At 52.4% G+C, this 20,986-nt stretch carries 21 protein-coding genes; 14 read left to right on the top strand and 7 right to left on the bottom strand.

The features are described 5' to 3' along the window. Nucleotides 1-71: 71 nt before the first annotated feature. Both EFB08_RS19270 and EFB08_RS19275 read right to left on the bottom strand, forming a co-directional pair. Nucleotides 72-950 carry a hypothetical protein gene (locus EFB08_RS19270; RefSeq protein ID WP_123128591.1) on the bottom strand — a complete coding sequence of 293 codons (879 nt, stop codon included), beginning with the start codon at nt 948-950 and terminating at the stop codon, nt 72-74. Next, nucleotides 947-1,675, bottom strand: coding sequence for a hypothetical protein (locus tag EFB08_RS19275; RefSeq protein WP_123128592.1), 729 nt, complete (start codon nt 1,673-1,675; stop codon nt 947-949). The genes EFB08_RS19270 and EFB08_RS19275 overlap by 4 nt, the downstream gene beginning before the upstream one ends. Before the next feature lie 591 nt (nt 1,676-2,266). On the opposite strand from EFB08_RS19275, the gene EFB08_RS19280 reads away from it, so the two are divergent. Continuing rightward, nucleotides 2,267-2,566: an antibiotic biosynthesis monooxygenase family protein gene (locus tag EFB08_RS19280; protein ID WP_123128593.1), complete on the top strand. Its 300-nt coding sequence runs from the start codon at nt 2,267-2,269 to the stop codon at nt 2,564-2,566. Between the two features lie 8 nt (nt 2,567-2,574). Here EFB08_RS19280 and EFB08_RS19285 read toward each other — a convergent pair whose 3' ends face one another. Together EFB08_RS19285 and gpmI are read right to left on the bottom strand one after the other, a co-directional pair. Further along, nucleotides 2,575-3,198 (bottom strand): hypothetical protein, encoded by a 624-nt coding sequence (locus EFB08_RS19285; RefSeq protein ID WP_123128594.1) that lies wholly within the window; start codon nt 3,196-3,198, stop codon nt 2,575-2,577. Between the two features lie 114 nt (nt 3,199-3,312). Continuing rightward, a complete protein-coding gene (gene gpmI, locus EFB08_RS19290) occupies nt 3,313-4,848 on the bottom strand; it encodes a 2,3-bisphosphoglycerate-independent phosphoglycerate mutase (RefSeq protein ID WP_123128595.1) in 1,536 nt (511 codons plus the stop codon). Between the two features lie 141 nt (nt 4,849-4,989). On the opposite strand from gpmI, the gene EFB08_RS19295 reads away from it, so the two are divergent. The 11 genes from EFB08_RS19295 to EFB08_RS19345 all read left to right on the top strand — a co-directional run bounded on the left by EFB08_RS19295 (nt 4,990) and on the right by EFB08_RS19345 (nt 14,323). Next, nucleotides 4,990-5,391: a DUF4783 domain-containing protein gene (locus EFB08_RS19295; RefSeq protein WP_123128596.1), complete on the top strand. Its 402-nt coding sequence runs from the start codon at nt 4,990-4,992 to the stop codon at nt 5,389-5,391. 77 nt (nt 5,392-5,468) lie between these two features. Next, nucleotides 5,469-6,329: a carboxylating nicotinate-nucleotide diphosphorylase gene (gene nadC / locus EFB08_RS19300; RefSeq protein WP_123128667.1), complete on the top strand. Its 861-nt coding sequence runs from the start codon at nt 5,469-5,471 to the stop codon at nt 6,327-6,329. 136 nt (nt 6,330-6,465) lie between these two features. Next, a complete protein-coding gene (locus EFB08_RS19305) occupies nt 6,466-7,065 on the top strand; it encodes a hypothetical protein (RefSeq protein ID WP_123128597.1) in 600 nt (199 codons plus the stop codon). 45 nt (nt 7,066-7,110) lie between these two features. After that, entirely contained in the window at nt 7,111-7,425 is a 315-nt protein-coding gene (locus tag EFB08_RS19310; RefSeq protein ID WP_123128598.1) for a hypothetical protein, read from the top strand. Between the two features lie 82 nt (nt 7,426-7,507). Next, nucleotides 7,508-7,789, top strand: a complete 282-nt coding sequence (locus tag EFB08_RS19315; RefSeq protein WP_123128599.1) for a heavy metal-binding domain-containing protein — start codon at nt 7,508-7,510, stop codon at nt 7,787-7,789. A 66-nt stretch (nt 7,790-7,855) separates the two neighbouring features. Next, the gene (locus EFB08_RS19320) at nt 7,856-8,590 is read left to right on the top strand and encodes an SAM-dependent methyltransferase (protein WP_123128600.1); all 735 of its coding nucleotides are present in this window, start codon (nt 7,856-7,858) and stop codon (nt 8,588-8,590) included. Between the two features lie 4 nt (nt 8,591-8,594). Next, complete coding sequence (locus EFB08_RS19325) at nt 8,595-9,383, top strand: ZIP family metal transporter (protein WP_123128601.1); 789 nt, start codon at nt 8,595-8,597, stop codon at nt 9,381-9,383. A 226-nt stretch (nt 9,384-9,609) separates the two neighbouring features. Next, nucleotides 9,610-10,284: a DUF2939 domain-containing protein gene (locus EFB08_RS19330; protein WP_123128602.1), complete on the top strand. Its 675-nt coding sequence runs from the start codon at nt 9,610-9,612 to the stop codon at nt 10,282-10,284. 100 nt (nt 10,285-10,384) lie between these two features. After that, nucleotides 10,385-11,215: a formyltetrahydrofolate deformylase gene (purU, locus tag EFB08_RS19335; RefSeq protein ID WP_193553984.1), complete on the top strand. Its 831-nt coding sequence runs from the start codon at nt 10,385-10,387 to the stop codon at nt 11,213-11,215. 393 nt (nt 11,216-11,608) lie between these two features. Continuing rightward, the gene (locus tag EFB08_RS19340; RefSeq protein WP_123128603.1) at nt 11,609-13,519 is read left to right on the top strand and encodes a redoxin domain-containing protein; all 1,911 of its coding nucleotides are present in this window, start codon (nt 11,609-11,611) and stop codon (nt 13,517-13,519) included. A gap of 45 nt (nt 13,520-13,564) precedes the next feature. Beyond that, complete coding sequence (locus tag EFB08_RS19345) at nt 13,565-14,323, top strand: hypothetical protein (protein WP_125077808.1); 759 nt, start codon at nt 13,565-13,567, stop codon at nt 14,321-14,323. A gap of 60 nt (nt 14,324-14,383) precedes the next feature. Here the strand turns inward: EFB08_RS19345 and EFB08_RS19350 are convergent, their stop codons facing one another. The 3 genes from EFB08_RS19350 to EFB08_RS19360 form a co-directional block, all read right to left on the bottom strand. Further along, nucleotides 14,384-15,751 (bottom strand): deoxyguanosinetriphosphate triphosphohydrolase, encoded by a 1,368-nt coding sequence (locus EFB08_RS19350; RefSeq protein WP_123128605.1) that lies wholly within the window; start codon nt 15,749-15,751, stop codon nt 14,384-14,386. Between the two features lie 175 nt (nt 15,752-15,926). Continuing rightward, nucleotides 15,927-18,089: an IPT/TIG domain-containing protein gene (locus tag EFB08_RS19355; protein WP_123128606.1), complete on the bottom strand. Its 2,163-nt coding sequence runs from the start codon at nt 18,087-18,089 to the stop codon at nt 15,927-15,929. A gap of 615 nt (nt 18,090-18,704) precedes the next feature. Next, nucleotides 18,705-19,175: a YciI family protein gene (locus tag EFB08_RS19360; protein WP_123128607.1), complete on the bottom strand. Its 471-nt coding sequence runs from the start codon at nt 19,173-19,175 to the stop codon at nt 18,705-18,707. 200 nt (nt 19,176-19,375) lie between these two features. Between EFB08_RS19360 and EFB08_RS19365 the strand changes: the two genes are divergently transcribed. Then, nucleotides 19,376-19,834, top strand: coding sequence for a hypothetical protein (locus EFB08_RS19365; RefSeq protein ID WP_125077809.1), 459 nt, complete (start codon nt 19,376-19,378; stop codon nt 19,832-19,834). A 4-nt stretch (nt 19,835-19,838) separates the two neighbouring features. Then, the gene (locus tag EFB08_RS19370; protein WP_123128609.1) at nt 19,839-20,966 is read left to right on the top strand and encodes a hypothetical protein; all 1,128 of its coding nucleotides are present in this window, start codon (nt 19,839-19,841) and stop codon (nt 20,964-20,966) included. Nucleotides 20,967-20,986 lie beyond the last annotated feature (20 nt).

Below are 20,986 nucleotides of genomic sequence, written 5' to 3' on the forward strand. Positions count from 1 at the left end.
AGCCGTTTACCCGCTGTTTTCAAAAAACAAGGGGTAAACGGCTTTTGCTTCGGGAAGCTTTCAACAAGAGATTAATGCGTGAACCGAAGGCCCACAGAAAGGTCTATCCGGGCCAGGTTCTCATAGCTTTCCTCGTTCAGCTTCACGGTTTGGGTGCTCAGCCCATTGCTTAGCTCGTATTCCTTCAGTACCCCGGAAACCAGCGAGAGTTGCAGGCCCAGCGACAGCTTCTTAGCAATTCTCATGTCATACCCCACATCGGCGGAGAAGCCCAGCGTGCTGCCTTTGATGGTGTATTTATCTGTCAGCAGCACGGCCTTGTCTTGGTACCCCAGGTAACCCAGGCCTACGTTGAAGATGAGCGCGTTCAGTTTATTGGTGTTCAACATGCGGGAGCTGAAATACGGGCCTATGAAATTGATGGTGATGTCATCGCTCATGGAGCCGTATACCATGGTGCCGTCTGGTAGGGTAGCTGAAACGTTATCTGCTTTGTTCGAAGCCCCGTACGTACTGTACCTTAGCCCTGCTCCCATCTGTTCAGAGAAGTAGTAAGCCACATCGGCGCTTAGGTTGTAGCCTTTCTTCAGTTTTTCTATGTAGTCCTCAAAAGCGGGGTCTAAACCGTCTTGCACGCTGGCCGTCCGGAAGCTGTAACCACCGCTTATCCCTACTCTCAGGCGCGGGAACACCTCGGCATTGGTCAGTTCATATTCCTCGGGCAGGGCGCTGGTAGAATAGAAATTGTACTGGTACTGCTTTATCAGGGAACGCATCAGCAGCGTCTTTCTCACCTCGTCTTTGTGGACAAAGGTGAAATAGATCTTGTCTTTGGCCACCTTGCTTATTTTGCAGTTCAGGGAATCACCGTCTTGGGTGACAATCAGGTCCTGGGCTTGCAGGCTGCGGAAGCCCAGCATCAAGAACAGGAAAAACAGGAGCTTTTTCATTTCTTTTTAGGTTCTTTTTCTTTGATGGCCTGAAACTCTAATCTGCCGGAAGTCTTGTCTACCACGTCTACCTGCGGATGCCCCACAAAGGCACCCATGGAAACACCGCACCGTACGTAGTATTCCCGGCCAATCTCAATCTTGATGGGTGTCTCTACTTTCTTCTCGGTTCTGGCCCAAAGGGTGTTCAAGCCGTCTTTTCTGACTTTGATGGTCTGTTTCCAGTTGTTTTTGACGCGGCACAGAAGCGAGTCTCCCAGAAATAGGTCGTAGTTCACCAAAGGTCCCATGCCGTTGGTGCGGTACACGTGCAACAGCGCGTAATCAACATCGGCCATGAGGGTGTCTTGCTCCACGGAGGAAACCAGGACATCGTCAAAGTTGGTTACCTTAAGAATGGTGGCGGTAATTCTGTGGCAGGAACTGGTCATGAGGCTGGGCGTAAGGTGCTCCACAATCTTAAGGGCATTTCCGCCGGCTTTGCGGGCCTCAATTTTGGTTTTCTCCAGCACGGCGTCCCATCCGCAATTGGTGGAAAAGCCGGTATCCCCGATCTTCACCGTCCCGAGGATCTCTGCATTCTGCGGTACCGGATCTTGCAGGCCAAACACCCGAACTTCTTCGCGGTAGTCTAAGGGAGTGTAATTCTTGGCGAGTTGGGTAGAAACTTTTGGGGCACACGCTACCAGACACAGCAGGAGCAGCACCAAACTAAGGTTTTTCATAAAGGGTTAAAGGTGTAGGACTGAAAGGGGAGGGAATACGAAGCGAAGATACCAATTCTCGGTACAATTCTGAGACTCAACACCCTTTTTTAGGAATATTTCTTTAGGAACTTCCTTCTCCAATTCAACCCCTAAGATCGATTCCCGCTTAAGTCAGAAATGCTCTTCTACAGCCTTTAACAGAAAACAGCAGGCACCGCTTTAAGCCTCCTTTGGAGAAATCGGGCCTAAAACAGGACTTGGTTCTCACGAGCCAATTATCGCCCTCTGAACGAAGACCAGAAGCCGGCAAAGCTTGCTTGACTTTTTCCCTCTATCAGGCCTTATGAATTAGGTTCACCCGGAAAGCGGTGGTTGGAGGCAGGTGATCAAGGGAAGGGATTCTGAACATCCTTCGCAAGGAAATCTGTTGGTTAGGAGGATGTTGCAGGCGTTTGACGTATCTTCCTCAAATGTTTTATAGCCAGGAAAGGATTTCGGGTAAACACCTCGGCTGCAAATACGTTGAAATATCTTTTTAACTTACAACCACTTAATTCTTATTGCTGGAGCCCCGAATTCTGAGAGATTTCCAGCCGTTTCCATTATTTTATGTTTGTTTCCCTAAGTTCATTTACCATCGCCAATGACACCGAAGCCAGTGTGAAAGAGGCGTTCAAAAACAGGCCCCATTTAGTAGACGATGCTCCCGGTTTTCAGAAACTGGAAGTGCTTTCGCCGCAGGACAATCCCAACGAGATCTGGCTCATGACCTACTGGGACGATGAAGAGAGTTTCAAGACCTGGTATAAAAGCCATCAGTACCAAGACTCGCACAAAGGCATTCCCAAAGACACCAAACTGGTGCCGGGCAGCGTCAAAATCCGGTATTTCTCTAAAATAAGCGAGTAGCTAGACCCTTACGGAATAACTTCGCCGGTGACACTGTAGCGCTCAGCGCCCATGAACAGCAGCTTCTGGGTTTCGTCCAGATGGTACCGAACTACGCGTGGCGACGGACCGGAGTGCGCCTCCAGGTGCAGCAGTTTTTTGGTGTTGAACATCATGTTTTCCTGCAGAATAACGGCATCTAACTGCACCAGCTGGCCTTTGGCATCCAGGGTGTAGGTAACTTCCTGCACATTGGTTGAGGCATCTTCTTTGGCTTTGTAGCGGATCACCTGTTGGCCCATGGCGTTAGAAGAGGTCTCCTTATTGAAAAGGCCGGTCAGCGCGGGTTTGTTGATGTCGGCATCCGCGAAGGGGGCCAGTTCCTCAGTCCAGTTAAGGGATGGGAAAGTTTTGGTTTCTCTGATCTTGCCCGCCTCAGAAACGGTCTTGCGCACGGTTGCTTTCTTCTCCATCAGGGCTTGCGCTTCCTGGTCCAGAAAGCTTACCAGGTCATACGCCTGGTGCGTACGCTGCACTACCGGGGCGGTTGTTCCCTCGTCTTCACAGGCACTGCTTCCCAGCAATATCACCGAAGAAAGCAGAACGAAGGTTGATTTTTTAACCCAAAAACGGAAAGGTAGTAGCTGCAACATGAAGGGATAAAATAGGAGAAAGGTGTTTCAGGTGTGTTTTACGGAAAACAGTTAAAAAACGGAGAGGAAGAAAGCAAAAGGGCTTCTTCCTCTCCGTTTTAGGTTTCTGCGGGGTTATTCTACGCTGGGAATCAGCAAAGAGGTACCGGTCATATCAGCGGGAGCTTGTACGCCCAGCAAGGTCAATACAGTAGGTGCGATGTCACCCAGTTTCCCGTCCATCAGTTCGCCTTTGTACTCTTCATCGGCGAGGATGATGGGCACTAGGTTAGTAGTGTGGGCGGTGTTAGGCGTACCGTCTGGGTTGCGCATCATGTCGGCGTTGCCATGGTCCGCGATGATGATGGATGTGTAGCCGTGGGCTAGAGCCGCCGTCACTACTGCCTCGGTACACTGGTCAACGGTTTCCACGGCTTTCACGGCAGCTTCAAATACTCCGGTGTGGCCTACCATGTCTGGGTTGGCGAAGTTGAGGCAGATGAAATCGGCGGTTTCGGCTTCAATCTCGGGTACAATGGCGTCTCTGATGTCAAAGGCGCTCATCTCGGGCTGCATGTCATAGGTGGCCACCTTGGGCGATGGACACAACAGGCGCTTCTCTCCCTCAAACGGTTGCTCGCGGCCGCCGGAGAAGAAGAAGGTCACGTGCGGGTATTTCTCGGTCTCGGCAATCCTGATCTGGGTTTTTCCGGCGTTGGCCAGCACCTCGCCCAACGTGTTGGCCAGGTTGTCTTTGTCGAAGATCGGATACACGCCCACAAAGGTATCGTCGTAGTTGGTGAGCGTGTAGTAGCGGAGGCTCAGCGGGTACATGTCCTGCTCCGGGAACTCGCGCTGGGTTAACGCCTGGGTGATCTCGCGGCCGCGGTCGGTCCGGAAGTTGAAACAGATGACCACGTCTCCTTCCTGGATCTTGGCGGTGGGCTCGCCATTCTCGTCCAGGCACACAATGGGTTGGATGAACTCATCGGTAGTGCCGTTGTCGTAGGACTCCTGAATGGCTTCGCGCCAGTTCACCGATCCACGTCCGTTGGCGTGCACCAGCAGGTCATAGGCCAGTTTCACGCGCTCCCAGCGATTGTCGCGGTCCATGGCGTAGTAACGGCCAATGATGGAGGCGATTTTTCCGCCAGTGGTATCTAAGTGGTTCTGCAGATCGGTTAAATACGCCAGACCGCCTTTGGGATCTGTATCGCGGCCATCGGTGAAGGCGTGGACAAAGACGTTGTTCAGGCCTTGTTCCTGCGCCAAAGAGCAAAGCGCTTTCAGGTGTTCAATGTGCGAGTGTACCCCGCCGTCTGACACCAACCCGATGAAGTGCACCGGCTTGCCGTTTTCGCGGGCAAATTGGAAAGCATCGCGTAACACAGGGTTCTGGCCCAGGGTTTTCTCCCGGATAGCCACGTTCACTTTCACCAGGTCCTGGTACACCACACGGCCGGCGCCTAGGTTCATATGGCCCACCTCAGAGTTACCCATCTGGCCTTCGGGCAAACCAACTGCCTCGCCGGATGCCTGTAGACGCGCGTGCGGAAAACGGTGAAATAAAGAATCCATGAATGGAGTATTGGCGTGCTCAATCGCCGACACGGAAGGGTCTGTTCCCAGGCCCCAACCGTCTAGAATCATCAAAAGTACCTTCTTGCTCATGCGCGTAAAGATACAAGCCCGCCGGGAAAAAGAAGCGTCTCCCGTTTGAATATAGAGATTTCCTGTATCTTTAGGGCTGTGAACTTATCTGCCTTTGGCATAGTTTTGGCATTGGATAAGGAAAACTTGCTTAAAACAGACATGAAAAATTTAAAGAGATTGATGGCGATGACCTTGGTGCTGTTGGGAATGCTGGTAGGCACTGACCAGGTAGCTGCTCAATCTGACGTGATGGGCGGTATCCAGTCGGCGATCAAAGCTGGTTCTTCCCGCGACCTGGCCCGCTATTTCAATACAAAGGTAGACGTGAACATTGACGGCGACAACGGCAGCTACAGCCAAAGCCAGGCCGAGATGGTAGTGCGTAACTTCTTCAGCAAGAACGCCCCGGCCGGTTTCAGTTTCGATCACCAGGGAGGTTCTGAAGACGGACAGCGCTACGCCATTGGCAAATACACCCACAAAGGCGGCCGCTACAACGTGGTGGTGAAGGTGAAGAAATACGGCGATTCCTATAAGATTGACACCATTGAGTTTAAATAACAGAATATAATTGCCCCTTACAGGACAATCCATAGAAAAGGCACCGAATGTTCGGTGCCTTTTTTTATTTTTGCACCGTGAAAGCATCCTACCTTACCCAAGAAGGCATTAGGGCATTTATCCGGCAGGCCCTGCAGGAAGACGTAGCCGATGGCGACCACTCGTCATTGGCCTCTATTCCAGAGAGTGCCACCAACCAGGCCAAGCTCCTGGTGAAAGACCGCGGCGTGCTGGCCGGGGTAGAGTTGGCGTGGAAAATCTTCCATGAAGTAGACCCTACGCTCCGTTTAGAGGTGTTTTTGCAAGATGGGGCCCAAATCAACCACGGTGACATTGCCTTCACCGTGCACGGCAAGGCCCAATCTATCCTGACTGCCGAGCGCCTGGTACTGAACTGCATGCAGCGCATGAGCGGTATTGCCACCTACACGCAGAGTCTGGCCAAACTGATTGAAGGCACAGGCGCCAAATTGCTGGATACCCGCAAGACTACGCCTAACTTCAGGATGATGGAAAAATGGGCGGTTCTGATTGGCGGCGGCACAAATCACCGGTTTGGGTTGTATGACATGATCATGCTCAAAGACAATCACGTAGACTATGCAGGAGGCATCAAACAAGCCATTGACGCCACGCACCGCTACCTGGAGAAACTGGGCAAGCCGTTGAAGATTGAGGTAGAAACCCGCAACCTGGACGAGGTTAAGCAGGCGCTGGAAACCGGCGGAATTGACCGCATCATGCTAGACAACTTTGAAGTACCTTTGCTGCGCGAAGCAGTAGAACTGATTGGCGGCCGCTTTGAAACCGAGGCCTCCGGCGGAATCACCGAGGAAACCATCAGAGCTGTGGCTGAGACCGGCGTGAATTACATCTCCGTAGGGGCCTTGACGCATTCTAACCGCAGTTTGGATCTGAGTTTGAAGGCTTACAAGTAGCATCTGGAGCGCAGCACGATTTTTAAAAGAGTATAAGAAGATAAATTAAACCAATAAAGGTAAAAGCGTAGAAAGCAGCAGGTTGGCAGGTGGAACATCATGATACATGATACTTGCTACGTGATACCACAGAGTTATGCAACAACCAAATCAACGCGGCGGGCAACGGGTACAGCAACAGCAGCCCTTTAATCCTTTGGCCATCCGCACGAAGAAAAACCAGTTAGACAAGAACGATTACGCTAAGATGGCGTTGGTACAGGTCTGGAAAAAAGAATGGTGGCGGGCGTTGATTCCGCTGGTACTGTTTTCTCTTCCGGCCGCTTATGCCTTCTCGTGGTGGTGGGTAGCCGGTGCCGTAACGGTAACCGTGCTGTACGTACTGGTGCGTTCGGCGCAGGTGATGGGCGTAACCCAGATGGAACAGAGCAACGTGCTGTTTGAGCGTGTGATGTTCGAGATTGACCAGCGTCAGATTCTCATGAAGCGCAACGACCGCGAAGGTATGGCCCTGCAATGGGACATGATTGATCGCGTGGCCACCACCAAAGACGCTTACCAGATGTACCTCAAAGGTCCCGCCGCCGACCAACTGCCCAAAGGCTGGAAAGGCTGGCTGGCCAAAACCTTCAACGTTCCGGTGTTTTTGCACCTGCCGTTCAAGATTTTCAACAGCCCCAACGACCTTAAACTGATGGAATCGCTGTTGCGCCGTAAAAACCTTATTCCCGCGTAAGCGTCTAAAACCTTAGAACCTGTTTCAGACCTAATTTTCCCAAAGATGATAAAAAACACCCTTTCCGTTTTCGCTGTGGCCGGTGCACTTTTGCTGGCCTCTTGCAGCAGCCAGCCCTCTGACCTGCGCCCTGAAGTAAAAGTATCTGATGACTCAGTGCCTCCGGGAATGCGGAACAACACCTCCAACATTGACAACGCCCGCAGTGAGACTGCGGTTACCCGCCCAGATGTGAACGTGAACCATGACGAGCACGAGAACCAAACCAAGCCAGGCGCAGAGAAAGGGACTCGCTCAGACCAGAAAAGCGTAGACAAAAATGCGGTAGAAAACAACGAGGCAAAAGACCTTCACGAATAATCAACCCTTGTCCGAAGCCCGTTTTTGGCTTGTTTTCTTTTAAACAGCCCAAAAACGGGCTTCGGCGTACCTTCTAATTTCCATGAGAAAGATTTTCCTTGCCTGGGCTATCCTGTTGGGTTCCCTGGCCTCTGTTTCTTCCTGCAATAGCTCTTCTACCACGGAGCAACCGGCTGGCACCACCGCGCAGCAAGGCGCCGCCACAGACAGCACCGCCACGGCGACCAAGCAAATGGCGTATATCTGCCCCATGGAATGTGAAGGCAGCGCCAGCATGGATCCCGGCAAATGCCCGGTGTGTGGCATGGATCTCCAGAAAAACCCTGCCTTTGCCGCCACCTCAGATTCTACTGCCGTTCAGTAAGGCCTAAATACCGGAGGTGTAAGAACCCCGGATACAAGTTGGCTGCTTACCTTTTCCCGCATTTGCATGATACAACCGGCAGAATGGTTTCATACCTGGTTTGATTCACCATATTACCATCTTCTATACAAAAACCGCGATGCCCAAGAGGCGCAGCGGTTTTTGGATGGCCTCCTGAATCACCTGCACCCGAAACCCACCTGCCAACTCATGGACTTGGCCTGCGGAAAGGGAAGGCATTCGGTGTACCTGAACCAGAAGGGCTATGACGTCACCGGGCTTGATTTGTCTGAGCAGAGCATCGCCTACGCCAAGCAGTTCGAGAACGAGCGGCTCCGCTTCTTTGTGCATGACATGCGCGATGTGTTCCGGCCCCAGGCGTTTGACTTTATCTTTAACCTGTTCACCAGTTTCGGGTATTTCAAAGCCGATTATGAGAATGTGGTGGCGTTGCGGGCCAGCACGGCCTCTTTGAAGCCCGGCGGCAAGTTCATCATTGATTTCATGAACACGCCCCGCGTGATCAACCGGTTGGTGGCCAAAGAAACCAAGGAGGTAGACGGGCTGGTTTTCCACATCACCCGCAGGGTGGAGATGGGCTTTATTATCAAGACCATCACCTTCGAGGACAAAGGCCAACCCTATGAATTTATAGAAAGAGTACGCGCGCTCCAGTACCAGGAATTCCTGGACTACTTCCAGATGGCTCAGCTTCGGCTAGCCGATGTGTTCGGGGATTACCAACTAGGCCCGTACGACCCTGAGAAGAGCGAACGTATGATTTTCATCCTGAAGAAGTAACTACATGATAGTAGCGGTTTCCGTTCTGTTCTTTACCGTTTTAGGCGCGGGCTGGCTCGTGCGCTTTCTCCCCCAGGATAACCAGCGCTGGCTTAAGCTGCTGCTGGCGTTCAGTGGGGCTTATTTATTTGCCCTCACCATCCTGCACATTTTGCCAGATGTGCTACTCAGCACCCAGGACCCACACCGCGTTGGCTTTTATATCCTGGCGGGCTTCTTCCTGCAATTGGTGTTGGAGGTCTTCTCGCACGGGGTAGAGCACGGCCACATCCACGCACATTCGCAGGGAAACGGACACCATCACCATCACGGAGGATCAGTACCCGTGTTGCTGCTGACTTCGCTCATCATCCACTCGTTTCTGGAAGGCAGTGTAATGGTGCAGAGCCGCATGGCCGCCCAGCAGGCACATGAGCACCTACACAGCCACGCCCACGTTGGCGACAATTTCTACCACATTCTGGCCGGCATCGCCTTGCACCACATTCCGGCGGCCATTGCGCTGATGTCGGTGCTGGTGACGCAGTTGCATAGTTTCAAAAAGGCTTTTGGCTATCTTCTGCTGTTTGCGGTGGCCTCTCCTTTGGGGCTTTTGTTCAGCAATTACGTGGCGTTGGAGAAGCTGCTTTCCAGCGAGGCCTACACCGTTTTGTCTGGGCTGGTAGTAGGGAATTTTTTGCACATCTCCACCACCATCTTGTTTGAGACCAGCCCTGAGCACCGGTTCAACCGCGGCAAACTCCTGGCTACCCTGGCGGGTGCCATGATCGCCATTGGGGCGGGCATGATGTAGAATTCCCCAGAACAGCCATCACTAATACCGCCGCTTTGCTTTAGGTTTGTTTTCCCGGAAACAGGCCTAAAGCAAAGCGGCGGTTCTGTTTAACGCATTTGGCGGAGCCCCTATCTTCACCGAGCCCAATACCAAGGAAGAAAGTTTAACCGGGAGTAAGGATGGCGTGAGCGCGCGGGCAGGTTTTTCGTACAAAGAATTTCTACTCTGAAAAGATGAAAGTGCAATGAAAAGAATCATGGTGTTGCTCTCAGTGCTGGTACTGGTAGGAGCCGTTGGATATTGGCTCTACAAACGGTACGCGCAAGGGCCTGAGTTTTCCTTATACCAAATAAAACAGGCGGTAGACAACCGTGATCTGGTAGCCTTAGAGAAGTACGTAGACGTAGACCGCACTACCGCCAGTTTCCTGGACCAGGCCGTTCAGGCCGGCATGGCCGAGCTGCCCCAGAAAGAGCAGGCGCTAGCCGCTATGGCACTGGGAATGGCCATGGCTTCAAAGAAACAAGAGGTGCTGCAGTCCATTCGGGGAGGCATTGAAGACTACGTGGCGAACCGGAAATCGGTGGGGGGCCGACCCGCCGCGGTAAGTGAAGAGGAGTGGGAGCAACTGCAGGCCGTACTGCCTTTACAAAAACTCTTGCAGGAAAACCCTTTGACCAACAGCCGCCTGGAAGGTATCTCCTACGTCAACCGCACCGATTCCCTGGCCGTGGTGGGCTTGGATTTACGGGTCCCGTCACAACAAAACCCTGTGATTGTGGAGGTGCAGATGCGGGATCGGGGGAACTATTGGCAGGTGGTGGGTTTACCCAATGCGGGTGCGGTTATGAAACAGCTCGGGTTATTGGAGACCTTCAAGAACCTCAAGAACTTGCCCCAATTAAAACTTCGGATGTAATCAGAAACCAAGGCGGCCGGTTTTTACTTCCATCTTATCGGTTTTAAGGCTACTTTGCTTAAAACTGCTTTAAAGCCGCGTGCCGCCCACGCATCAGCCTATGGTGAATTACCTGCTCATTGACTGCCCAGACCGGAAAGGCCTCATCTATACCATCACGCAGATTGTCTTCCAGAACAACCTCAACATTACCAGCAACGATGAATTTGTAGATCGGCAGCAGAACCATTTCTTCATGCGGGCCGAGTTGGCCGGCGAGGTACATCCGCAGAAATTGGTACAGCAACTCAAAGCAGAACTGCCCCCCGAGGCCCACATCCGGCTGGTACCCGCCCGGAAAAAAAATATTGTGCTGCTGGTCACTAAGGAACACCATTGCCTGGGCGATCTGCTGCTGCGCCACGAGTACGGCGACCTGAACGCAAACATCGTGGCCGTGATTGGGAATTATGCCGAGTTGGAGTCATTGGTTTCCCGCTTCGGGATTCCATTTCACCATGTCTCGCATGACCAGAGAACCCGTGAGGAGCATGACCAGGCCATCCAGCAGATTCTGGAGCGGTATGCGCCTGAGTATGTGGTGCTGGCCAAATACATGCGGGTTTTGAGCCCGGCGTTTGTGGCTCAATATCCCAACCGGATCATCAACATCCACCATTCGTTCCTACCCGCGTTCATTGGCGCCAATCCGTACCGACAGGCCTACGAGCGGGGTGTCAAGATCATCGGGGCTACCGCTCACTTTGTGAATAGTGATTTAGACGAGGGGCCGATCATCGCGCAGAACGTCATCCAGGTGAATCATTCCCAAGATGCCCGTGACATGGCGCAATCGGGCCGAGATGTGGAAAAAATTGTCCTGGCTCAGGCCCTAAAACTGGTCTTCGCCGAGAAGGTCTTCGTGAGCAACAACAAGACCATCATCTTCTAAGCCTTCGGATGCTCAGAGTTAGGGAAAACGAAGCTTCAAACCGAAAGTGATAAGATTGCAGGCCGTCTGAGACGAACCTTTTTTACTTTTCTCTGAAAGGCTAGGAAACGGCTTTAAAACGTATGGTAGGTGTGAAACCTTCCGGAAAGAAAAGATTTACAGGTTCTGCCCTTTGGAGGTGTTTTCTGCCTGAAAATCTATTTCTACCTTAAAATCTATTTCTACCTTAAAACTAATTCGGCTGAAGCCGGATATGTTCTATTTTGATAATCAAGACGTTAAACCTTTGTCAAACCTGAGAATAGACTTGATTTAGTACAAGTAAATCTTCATATTTACTTAGGTGTTTCTCTTGGCAGGGAGAAAGCATTTCCAGGTTTAACTTACAAGGGTATGAAAAAGAACTTCCTAATGCTGCTCGTGGGGCTGTGGTGCCTCACGGTGGCGCAGGCCCAAACCTCCACTGGTCCCCTCTCCCTAAAACCGACGCAGCCCAAAGCAGGACAGGAAGTACGATTGACCTATAATCCGGCGGGAACGCCGTTGGAGAAGGCAGCCACTGTCACCGCTTTGGTATACGCCTATGACCTCAATAAACCCAAAGTACAGGAAATAACCCTTTCCAAGACCAAAGCCGGCTGGCAAGGCCGGTTCAAACCAGCCCTGGAAACTGACGGAGCGCTGTTGCTTTTCAGGGAAGAGGATACCTATGACCGCAATGGAGGCAAAGGCTATTCTTTTTATTTCCACGATGGAAAGAAACAACCGGTACCGGGCGCTTTGTACGGACTGGCCTCGGCTTATGTAGAATGGGGCGGCATGGTAGGCCTGGACCGCGATGCCCCTAAAGCCCTGGAGCTCTTAGATCAGGAAGCCACCCTGCATCCTGCCTTGAAGCGCGAAATGGCGCAAACCAAAACCTTTGCGATAAGTGTGGCTTACAAAGGAGAAGAAGGCAAGCAGAAAACCCTGGCTGAACTGGACGCCCTGGCTCAACAGCCTAACCTTACACCCAAAGAACTGGGATTCCTTTCTAACTACTACAGCCGCCTGGAACAGAAGGAAAAAGGAGAAGCCTTCGGGCAGCAGGCCCGTGCCAAGGAACCTAACGGGGAGTTCGTGCAGAACCAGCGCTTGCTGGAGTATTATTCTTCCCAGGACCCTGACAAACGCAAGGAACTAGCCCTGGCTTTCGCCAAAGACTATCCGGCACACGAACGCATTGGCAGCCTCATCAGCAGTGTGGCCCTGGACTATGCCGCGGAGGATAACTGGCCTGAGTTTGACGCTTTGCTAGCCAGACACCCCGTAGCAGCCACCTCCGAGGTATACAACTCGGCAGCCTGGCGTCTGTACGAAAAAGATGGTGACCTTTCCAAAGCCCGAACTCTTGCGCAGAAAGGATATGACCTGGCCCAAAAAGAACTCGCCCAACCCACCGAAACCAAACCAGATTTGCTTTCAGAAACCGATTGGAAGAAGAACCGCGAATATACTGTTGGCCAGGTAGCCGACACCTACGGCGCCATCCTGCTGAAAGCCGGAGACAAATCCGCTGCCGAAAAATACCTGGCCGAGGGATATGCCTTCACCCGCGGCAAAAGCCCTGAAATCAACGAACGTTACGCAGAGGTCCTTACCTCAGGACCAGACAAAGACAAAGCCCGGAAAATCTTGGAAACCATGGTGGCCGAAGGGAATGGCACAGCAAAGATCAAAGGGAATCTCAAAGACCTTTACCGCCAAACCCACAACAGCGAAACCGGTTTTGAGGCTTATTTGGCCAAAGTAGAGGCACCTGCCCTGGAAAAGCTCCGGAGTGACCTGAAAAAGAAAATGATTCTGGAGAAAGCTCCCGCCTTTGAACTGCGCGACCTGAGCGGCAACGTAGTGTCGCTGGCATCTTTGAAAGGCAAAACCGTCATAGTGGACTTCTGGGCGACTTGGTGTGGACCCTGCGTGGCTTCTTTCCCCGGCATGCAGGAGGCGGTCAACAAATTCAAAGACAACAGCAAAGTAGCCTTCGTCTTCGTGAACTCCTGGGAAAACGGCCAGGACAAAAAGAAAAACGCCTCCGATTTCCTGACCAAGAAGAACTACACGTTCCAGGTGCTCATGGACGAGGAAAACCAGATGATTGATGCCTACAAAGTAACCGGCATTCCCACCAAGTTCATTTTGGACGCTAATGGCAATATCCGCTTCAAAAGCATGGGCTTCTCCGGCAGCAGCGACAAAACCGTACAGGAAATCAGCACGATGATAGAACTGCTCCGACCCGAGGCGTTGACCAGTATGAATTGAAAGGTACCGAAATCGCAAAACCAGAGAGGCCACTGCTGAAGAGTTGTGGCCTTTCTTTTTTTACCTTATTTTCAGAAAACCAAGTCAAAAACAGGTTCGATGATTTTCCATTTGAAGGTGCGCCTTGCTCTTATCTGGTTCCTGATACTAGGATCAGCTTTTTCTGCCTGTGAACACCAGCAAGAATCGCAGTCCCCTGCTGCCGTACAGGAAAGTGTTGCGGCTGTCACTTCAACCTCGAAAGTGGTGCCAAAAGATAGCACTTCTCTTTTAGCGGAAGGAGCTGTCCAAGACTCAACTGCACAAACCGGCCCTTCTTTAGCATCAACGCCTCTTGATTGTGTTCGGGGCACTCCTGAGCCTATTGTACGCAAAAAGGTATTCCCAAACACTCATTTTGTATTGCTACCAGACAGCTTAACTGGCATAGAGACAATTGCCTTGCCCAATGGAGATAAAGTCATCATCCGGAATCACGGGTGCGAGTATTTTACGCTTACGTTCAGGTTCGAGACCAGTGAATATAGGCCAAACAAAACAGACCCTAAATCCTGTTACCAGGCAACCATAAAATTAATGGAAGAAGTGCTGAAGGGCATTGAGCCTCCAATAGGTTTAGCCGAAGGAGTAACTGCTATGAAGCGGTACATTTCTTCCCGCCAAGCTATTTCTCTTGAAAAAGAACTAAGCTACGGCAGCAAAGAAGAATACTCCATGGATGAAGCAGTCATCTTAGAAAAAGTAGAGCCTCTGAGCCAAGATAAGGTAGCGATTGAGGTTAGATTCTCTCTAGGGCCGCTTTAGGAATCCAGGAAGAGGTATCCTTTAGAATGCTGAAGAAAGGAATCAACAACCAACAATCACCTAATACATCCTAGGCAGCTCAATCCCTTTGATTTTCCGGAACAGGCTGATAGCGCTGCTATCGGTGAGGCCTGAGATGAAGTCGGTGATGTTGAGGATCTTCTCGTAGGCATCTTCGGAAGGTTGGCGTTGCGGACCTAAAAACTGATCGGGGACCAGGTCCAGGTATTTGCGGTGTTTTCCGGAAAATGGCTCGAAAACGGCTTTCAGGAACGCTTCCAGTAATCCACCTAAAACTTCAAAACCGGCGGCTTCAATCTCCAGCACAGGGCGGTGGCGATAGATGCGGTCAATGGAGATTTTCTTGATCTCGTCCAGGGCGGCTTTCTGCTGCACCAGGTTGATCAACGATTGGTCAAAGGTTCCGTTCAGGATCTCTTCTTCATGATTCAGAAAAATACCGGCGCATTCATAGATGAGGTTATTGATAATCACGGCCCGCCAAACGCCCAACTGCTCGCGCCAATCGTGGAACGTGGTGCTGTGAACTTTTCCTGCGCGCTCGTTCAGCAGCGGGTGCAGCAGTTCCCTGGCCTGCTCAAACGGAATCAACCCCAGGCGACAGCCGTCCTCGAAGTCAATGATGCGGTAGCAGATGTCATCGGCGGCTTCCACCAGAAAGGCCATGGGGTGCCGGTGAAAAGCGTTTTCTCCCGAAGGCAGCAAACCTAAGGCATCGGCAATCTTTCTGAAATGTACCTGCTCGGCCTGGAAGAACCCGTACTTTTTCTCGCTGGCCTTCTTGGTGCCTTTTATCACCGCATCTGAGGGGCGCGGGTATTTGGTGAACGTAGCCAGGGTGCTGTAGGTGAGACGCATGCCGCAGGTGCCCGTGCTCTGGCCCGGATGGGTGTGCGTGATAATCCTGAAACCGGCGGCGTTGCCCTCAAAGTTCTGCAGATCGGAAATCTGGGCGGGAGTTAAGTCTTTCAGATAACCGGCGGCCTCAGGGCTCCGGAAGAAAGAGGAAATGGCGTCTTCGCCGGAGTGCCCGAAGGGCGGGTTCCCGATGTCATGGGTGAGACACGCGGCAGCTACCATATCCCCGAAATCAGACTCCAGCATACCCGGGTGCGCCTCCAGAATTGCCGGATGGCGCTCCAGCAGAACCTTGCCCACCATTCGGCCCAGGGAACGACCTACGCAAGATGTCTCCAGACTATGGGTTAGCCGGTTGTGCACGAAATCGCTCTCGGGCATGGGCATCACCTGGGTTTTGTTCTGCAACCGGCGGAAAGGCATGGAAAACACCAAACGGTCATAATCGCGCTGAAACTCCCCGCGCACCGACTCATCGGTGGCGTGTTCTTTGGTCTGGGCATCGAAGCGTTTCTTGGAGATCAGGCGCTCCCAATTCATCTGTGGCATGGCAAAACTCTAAAGTCCGAAACTACACTGCCCCAACGTCTGAAGCAAGCGGAACAGGCCGCAAAAGGAACCTTGTTTCTGGGCTGGTTTAAGGAAAAGGGCCTTAAAACAGAGAAGCCCGCCAGAGACAATTCACTGGCAGGCTTCTTTGGTTGTTGCTGATATAAGATTGGTGCTAATCCAGCTTCAGGTATTTGATGGTGCCGCTTTCGCGCGAGGTGCTCCACTTGATCAGGAACAGACCGCGTCGGGTGGCTACCATGTCATCCTCATCAGCGGGGAACAAGGTGAGGTCATACTTATTCGATTCTGGGGTTACCTCTAAGGTCCATTCCCGGAAGAGCTGCCCGGCCACGTTGTAGACCGCCAGGTGCAGAATGTCTTTCTGAGGGGTGTTGAAGTACAGAGTGGTTGCGTTTCCGCCGGGATTAGGAGCAAGCTGGCGCACAAAGTCCGGGCCTGCCACCTGCACCACATCAGAATACTCGGTTAAGTTACTTGTCCTGATCAGGCGCAGCCGATAGAAATTGAGGTTAGAAAACGGAGCGGGATCTGTGAATTCGTACGAACGCGGGGTAGTAGTAGTACCGCCCGCCGGAACGGTGCCAATGGTGGTGTAGGTGATCCCGTCACGGCTTCTTTCCACCGCAAATGTATTGATGCCGTTTTCCTGCTGCGTGGTCCATTGAAGCAATACCTTGTTATCGGCGGTGAGCTGGCCTTCCAGTTCAATCAATTCCACGGAGATGGCGCAGGCCTCGGCGGGTTTCGGCACTATGGGGTCCACATCACAGGGAACAGGGGTGGCGCTGCGGGCCATCACAAAGTTTCCGCCGGCAATATCGCTGAGGGGGTTCAGGGTTCTGGAAGACTGGCCTCTTGCTACGGCATAGTGCATCACGGCCCGGGGCAAGATCAAGTGGCTAAGTTGGTGCCCGTGCCCCAGTTCATGCACCACTACTGACTGAAAATCGAACTGCTGGTTTGTAGAGGCATCGGGGCCGTATTGCCAGTCACTGCGCGGGGAAAACTCCATGTCTATCTCATCTACCCAGAAGTTGACCACCGTACCCGAGATACAGCCCCGATACCGGCTGATGGTACGGCCCAGCACGTTGGAAGGCAGATCGTCGCTGTCAGTGGCAAACCTAACGGCGTTGATGTTGTCATCTGCGGTAGAGGCAATAGGCGCGTTGGAGGCGGCCACCCAGTTGATGAAGGTGTTGCAGGACCACTCGTTCATGGAGCGTTTGAAGGCGTACAAAGCCGGGGTATTGGCCTCGAAACTGGCCCCGAACCGGAAGGTGTAGCCGCCTTGCCCGTTTTGGTCAATCAGCCGGGGCTGAAAGCTTTGCTCTTCTATGTTGCGGTCAGCGTCTTCGTAGCTTACGTTGGAGTACGCGTAAATAACAGTGAGGGAAGTAGCTGAGGTAGACGTGTTGGGGTCATTGTTCACCACCCTGAAATTACCGGTGCCGGCCGTGCCGCCGTCTATGCCGTAAGACGGCACCTTGACTCTAATCTGGGTGTTGGACCAACTTACGTAGTCAGTGGCCAAAGGCTGCACAAAGGTTTTTCCGCCGTCGTCAGCGTTCGGGAATTCCACGTACCCATCGCCGCGGGTAGCCCCGAAGTTGGTTCCGTTTATGGTCAGGATATCGCCGGTTCCAGCCCGCAGGGTAGTAGGGCTGAAAGTGTTGATCAGGGGAATGGCCCGGCGCTGATTCTGGGTAGAGGTTTTTGGCTTGAGGGCTATTTCCAGTTCTGAGTTGGCTTTCACCGTGCGCAGGGCGCTGCCAGACAATCGGGTGAGCGAACCGTACAGTTCCAGCGGAATAGAGGTGTAGCGCGCAAACGGGTCTTTGGCGGTTCCCTCGGTTAGCTGATACCTGATGAAGCCCTGCATGCTCCCGAAAACGGTGTACCCTGTTTTAACGGCTTTAGAGGAAGGCTTCTGCAGAAAGAAAATGCCCTGTTGCTGCTTTTTGAGCTGAAGGGTAGCCGAATACACGTGCATGTCAAGGCCTACGGTTCCGCCCTCGGTGATGACTTCCACGGTACCAGCCGTGGGAACGCCCTTAAACACCTTGAATACCTCTACCTGATTGGCGGTGTAGATGTTCTCGTGCTTTTCGTCCCAGAATGACCGCTGGCCAATAACTTTCCCTTCTACCACTACCTGGGCCGCCTGCACGCGCTCTTCCAGAGACAGGGGAATAAGCTGACAGTTGTCCTGAGCCTGGACCAGATTAGACAGAAAGAAACCAGCCGCCAGCAGGAAAATGGGAAGAAGGTTCTTGTAAGCAGAAGAGAAAAGGCGAGTAAAGCTTTGCATCATAGAAGGCGGTGAAAAGAAACTGCTGAGAAGTAAATACACTCCTAGCACCGAGGGCCTAGGAAGATACTGGTCTGGCGGCACTGGTGCAATATAAGTACGAAAAAAATGCCGTGTACGGTTGGGTCGCAGCGCTTACCGCTAAAAAGTTGAGGCACTTACCTGTAACAGATAAATGCCTCAAAAAGCTAAACAGAAACTACTTCAGGAGTAAAACGGCATGCCTTTCTGGATATTGTGCCTTCAAGCAGATATGTGGGTGATTCAGAGCACTTTTCTGAAAAACAGGCCAAAAAAGCCAAGGGAGTAAGCAGCCATGAAAGTTTACGCCAGAGAACCATGAATCGCAGAGAAGTAAGGCAGAAACTTGGTCTCTGCAAAGGCCAATCTTGAAAGAAAAAGGAGGGAGGTTGGTCATTGCTCCAGCGGGAGGAAGCGGAAGAAAACAGGCCCGCCATAAACACAAAAGAATCCAGCTAGGTCAGCCAGATCCTTTTGTACGTTACACAACAACTATTTCCCCTCAAAAACGGATGAAGGAATACGTTTATTGTGTAGCCCCAAAAATTTATTTTCTGTTTAGAGCTTATTTTTCCAAAAACTGCCAAAAAACGGGAATCACTTCAGTTTAGAGCCTTTTTGGGCAAACCAGGGATGCAGTTCCATGATCAGGCGACCGGCTTTTACGGCTGGGTCTGCTTCGGTAAGGGCCTTTGCTTCTTCCATGGTCTTTACGTTGAAGATGAAAATACCCCGCAGTTCGCCGTCATCCATGAACGGTCCGGCCAGGGTGAGTTTGCCTTCGGCGGCCATTTTGTTTATGTGGGCCATGTGCGCATCCTGAATCTTCATGGAAGTCAAGGAATCATGGGAGCGGTTGGGGCCTTTCTTCAGAAGGGCCATGTAGTAGAGCTTCATCTCGCCCTCGGCGGGTTCTTTCACCTCGGGCTTCATGGGGTCCTGGGCAGCGGGTTTGGCTAGCTCTTTCGCTGGCTTTGTAGGGCCCTTGGTCAAGGGTTTCGTTTGGGCATTCACGCTGGTAGCCCCCAGGAGGAGTCCGGCTGCCAGTACTAAGTAGGTGGGTTTCATGGTAAGAAGTACGTTTGATGCTGGTGAAATCATGCTGCTGCCTTATACAGGGATTAGGATCTCGGGCGGATGGCAAACCCGTTTCTGCTCCCAAGGCCTCTTTTTTCACTTCTCCTGAGAGCCGCCGCACGCCTATATTCTTTATTATGAATATAAGAATGTTTTCTCTAATATAGATGGGTAAACCAGAGTTCCTGCGTATGCTTTCCTCTTCCCGACGCTTGCTTGGCCTGCGGGTACTCGTGGCGGTGAGTATCCTGGGCTCTCTGTGCTCTTCGTTCACCCTCATCAGAGGATGGGGAGAGCTCTACCCCTTCGCCAACTGGAAACTGTTTACCCAACCCCGCGGCAGCGATGGCCTTTACAGCACCTACCGCATCTACACCCGGCAACCCGGGGAGGCTACTTTCCAGCGCCAAGCCGTTCGGCCTACCCGTAGCTTTGACCAGGATGATTACGTGTACACGCTCGATTATTGGGTAAACCGCACCCTGCAAGACACGGCTGGCACCACTAAAAGCCGCGAGCGGTTGCACGCGCTTGTCAGATACCTCCATCCGCAGGCCCAGGAATACCGCATTGTCAAGGAGCGTGCAAATGTAGAAGATTTGCTGCATCATCCAGCCAGATTTAAAGCCGATACCGTTGTTCGTTTCTGACCTAATGGAGAAGACGGTGTCGCGGCAACAGAAAACGAGCGAACACGGGCGCTTCAACCAACACCTGCGCGCCGTCGTTGATTTCTACTATGCCGAGCTGTTTTTGCGGCTGCTCACTTTCGTGTGGCTGTATTGGGCGCTGACTAAGTTCCATCTGTACCTTGATCGTCCTCCTGAGTTATATGAGCCGCTTACCTTGCTGGGAAGGTTGGCTGCCCCGGTTCTGCCCGCGAAAGAAATTTTCTGGACGGTGGTTGCCCTTGCGGCCCTGGCCAATTTCAGCAAGCTTTTCAGAAAACGGGCCCTAATCCCCCAGGTGCTTTTGGCCGCTTCGCTCTTGTGGATCAACCTGGTGCTGTGGAGCTACGGGTACCTTCCGCACGTGAACCACTTGTTTCTGCTGGCCCATCTGTTCCTGATCTTCGTGGCGGTGGAACGCCCCGGCAAGAACAGGCCAGACCAGATTCAGTACGCCACCATCAACTGGTTTTACTTCGGGCTGCTGTTTGTTTACACGCTCTCGGGGCTCTGGAAAATTGCGGCGCTGGCCAAAAAACTGCTCTCTTCCTCTGCGGCGGTCCATTGGCTCCGGCCCGAGGCGGCGTTGTACAACGCGCTGGTGAGTTTCCGGGACTATGATCAGCCTTTCCGGCTCGCGCAGCTGTTCGTAGACTTTCCGGGGGTGTGGCAGCTTGGGTTTGTGGCGACGGTCTATTTCCTGACTTCGGCGGTAGCTGCTGCCTGGCACCCGCCGCTTCGGCCCTGGGTGGGCGGCTTACTGATCTGCTTTCACCTCATCAACCAATTCGCCTTCCTGATTTTCTTTGTGGTGGCTTGCCTCACCCTTCTGTGTCTGTTTTTCCCGTACGGCGCCGTATTCAGGCAATCTAGAACCCAGTACCGCTTTCCGGCTGTTTTCCTGTTTTCGGGCCGAAAACAGGAAGCTGCTTATTTCCGGCAGTATGAAGACGGGCAGGAAGACGCTTTCTTCGGGTTTGAGGCGTACCGGCAGAAGCTGCTGGATTGGAACTACTATCAGGCCGGATTTCTGTACTTTCCGGGAATCAAAATCTTGACCGAGCTTACCTGGAGACTGACGCACAGGAGCGGCCGGGAAAAAGCTTCAATTTAGTATCTTTGGAAGAGAGACTC

The sequence above is a fragment of the Rufibacter latericius genome, assembly GCF_003721515.1.
GTDB lineage: Bacteria > Bacteroidota > Bacteroidia > Cytophagales > Hymenobacteraceae > Nibribacter > Nibribacter latericius.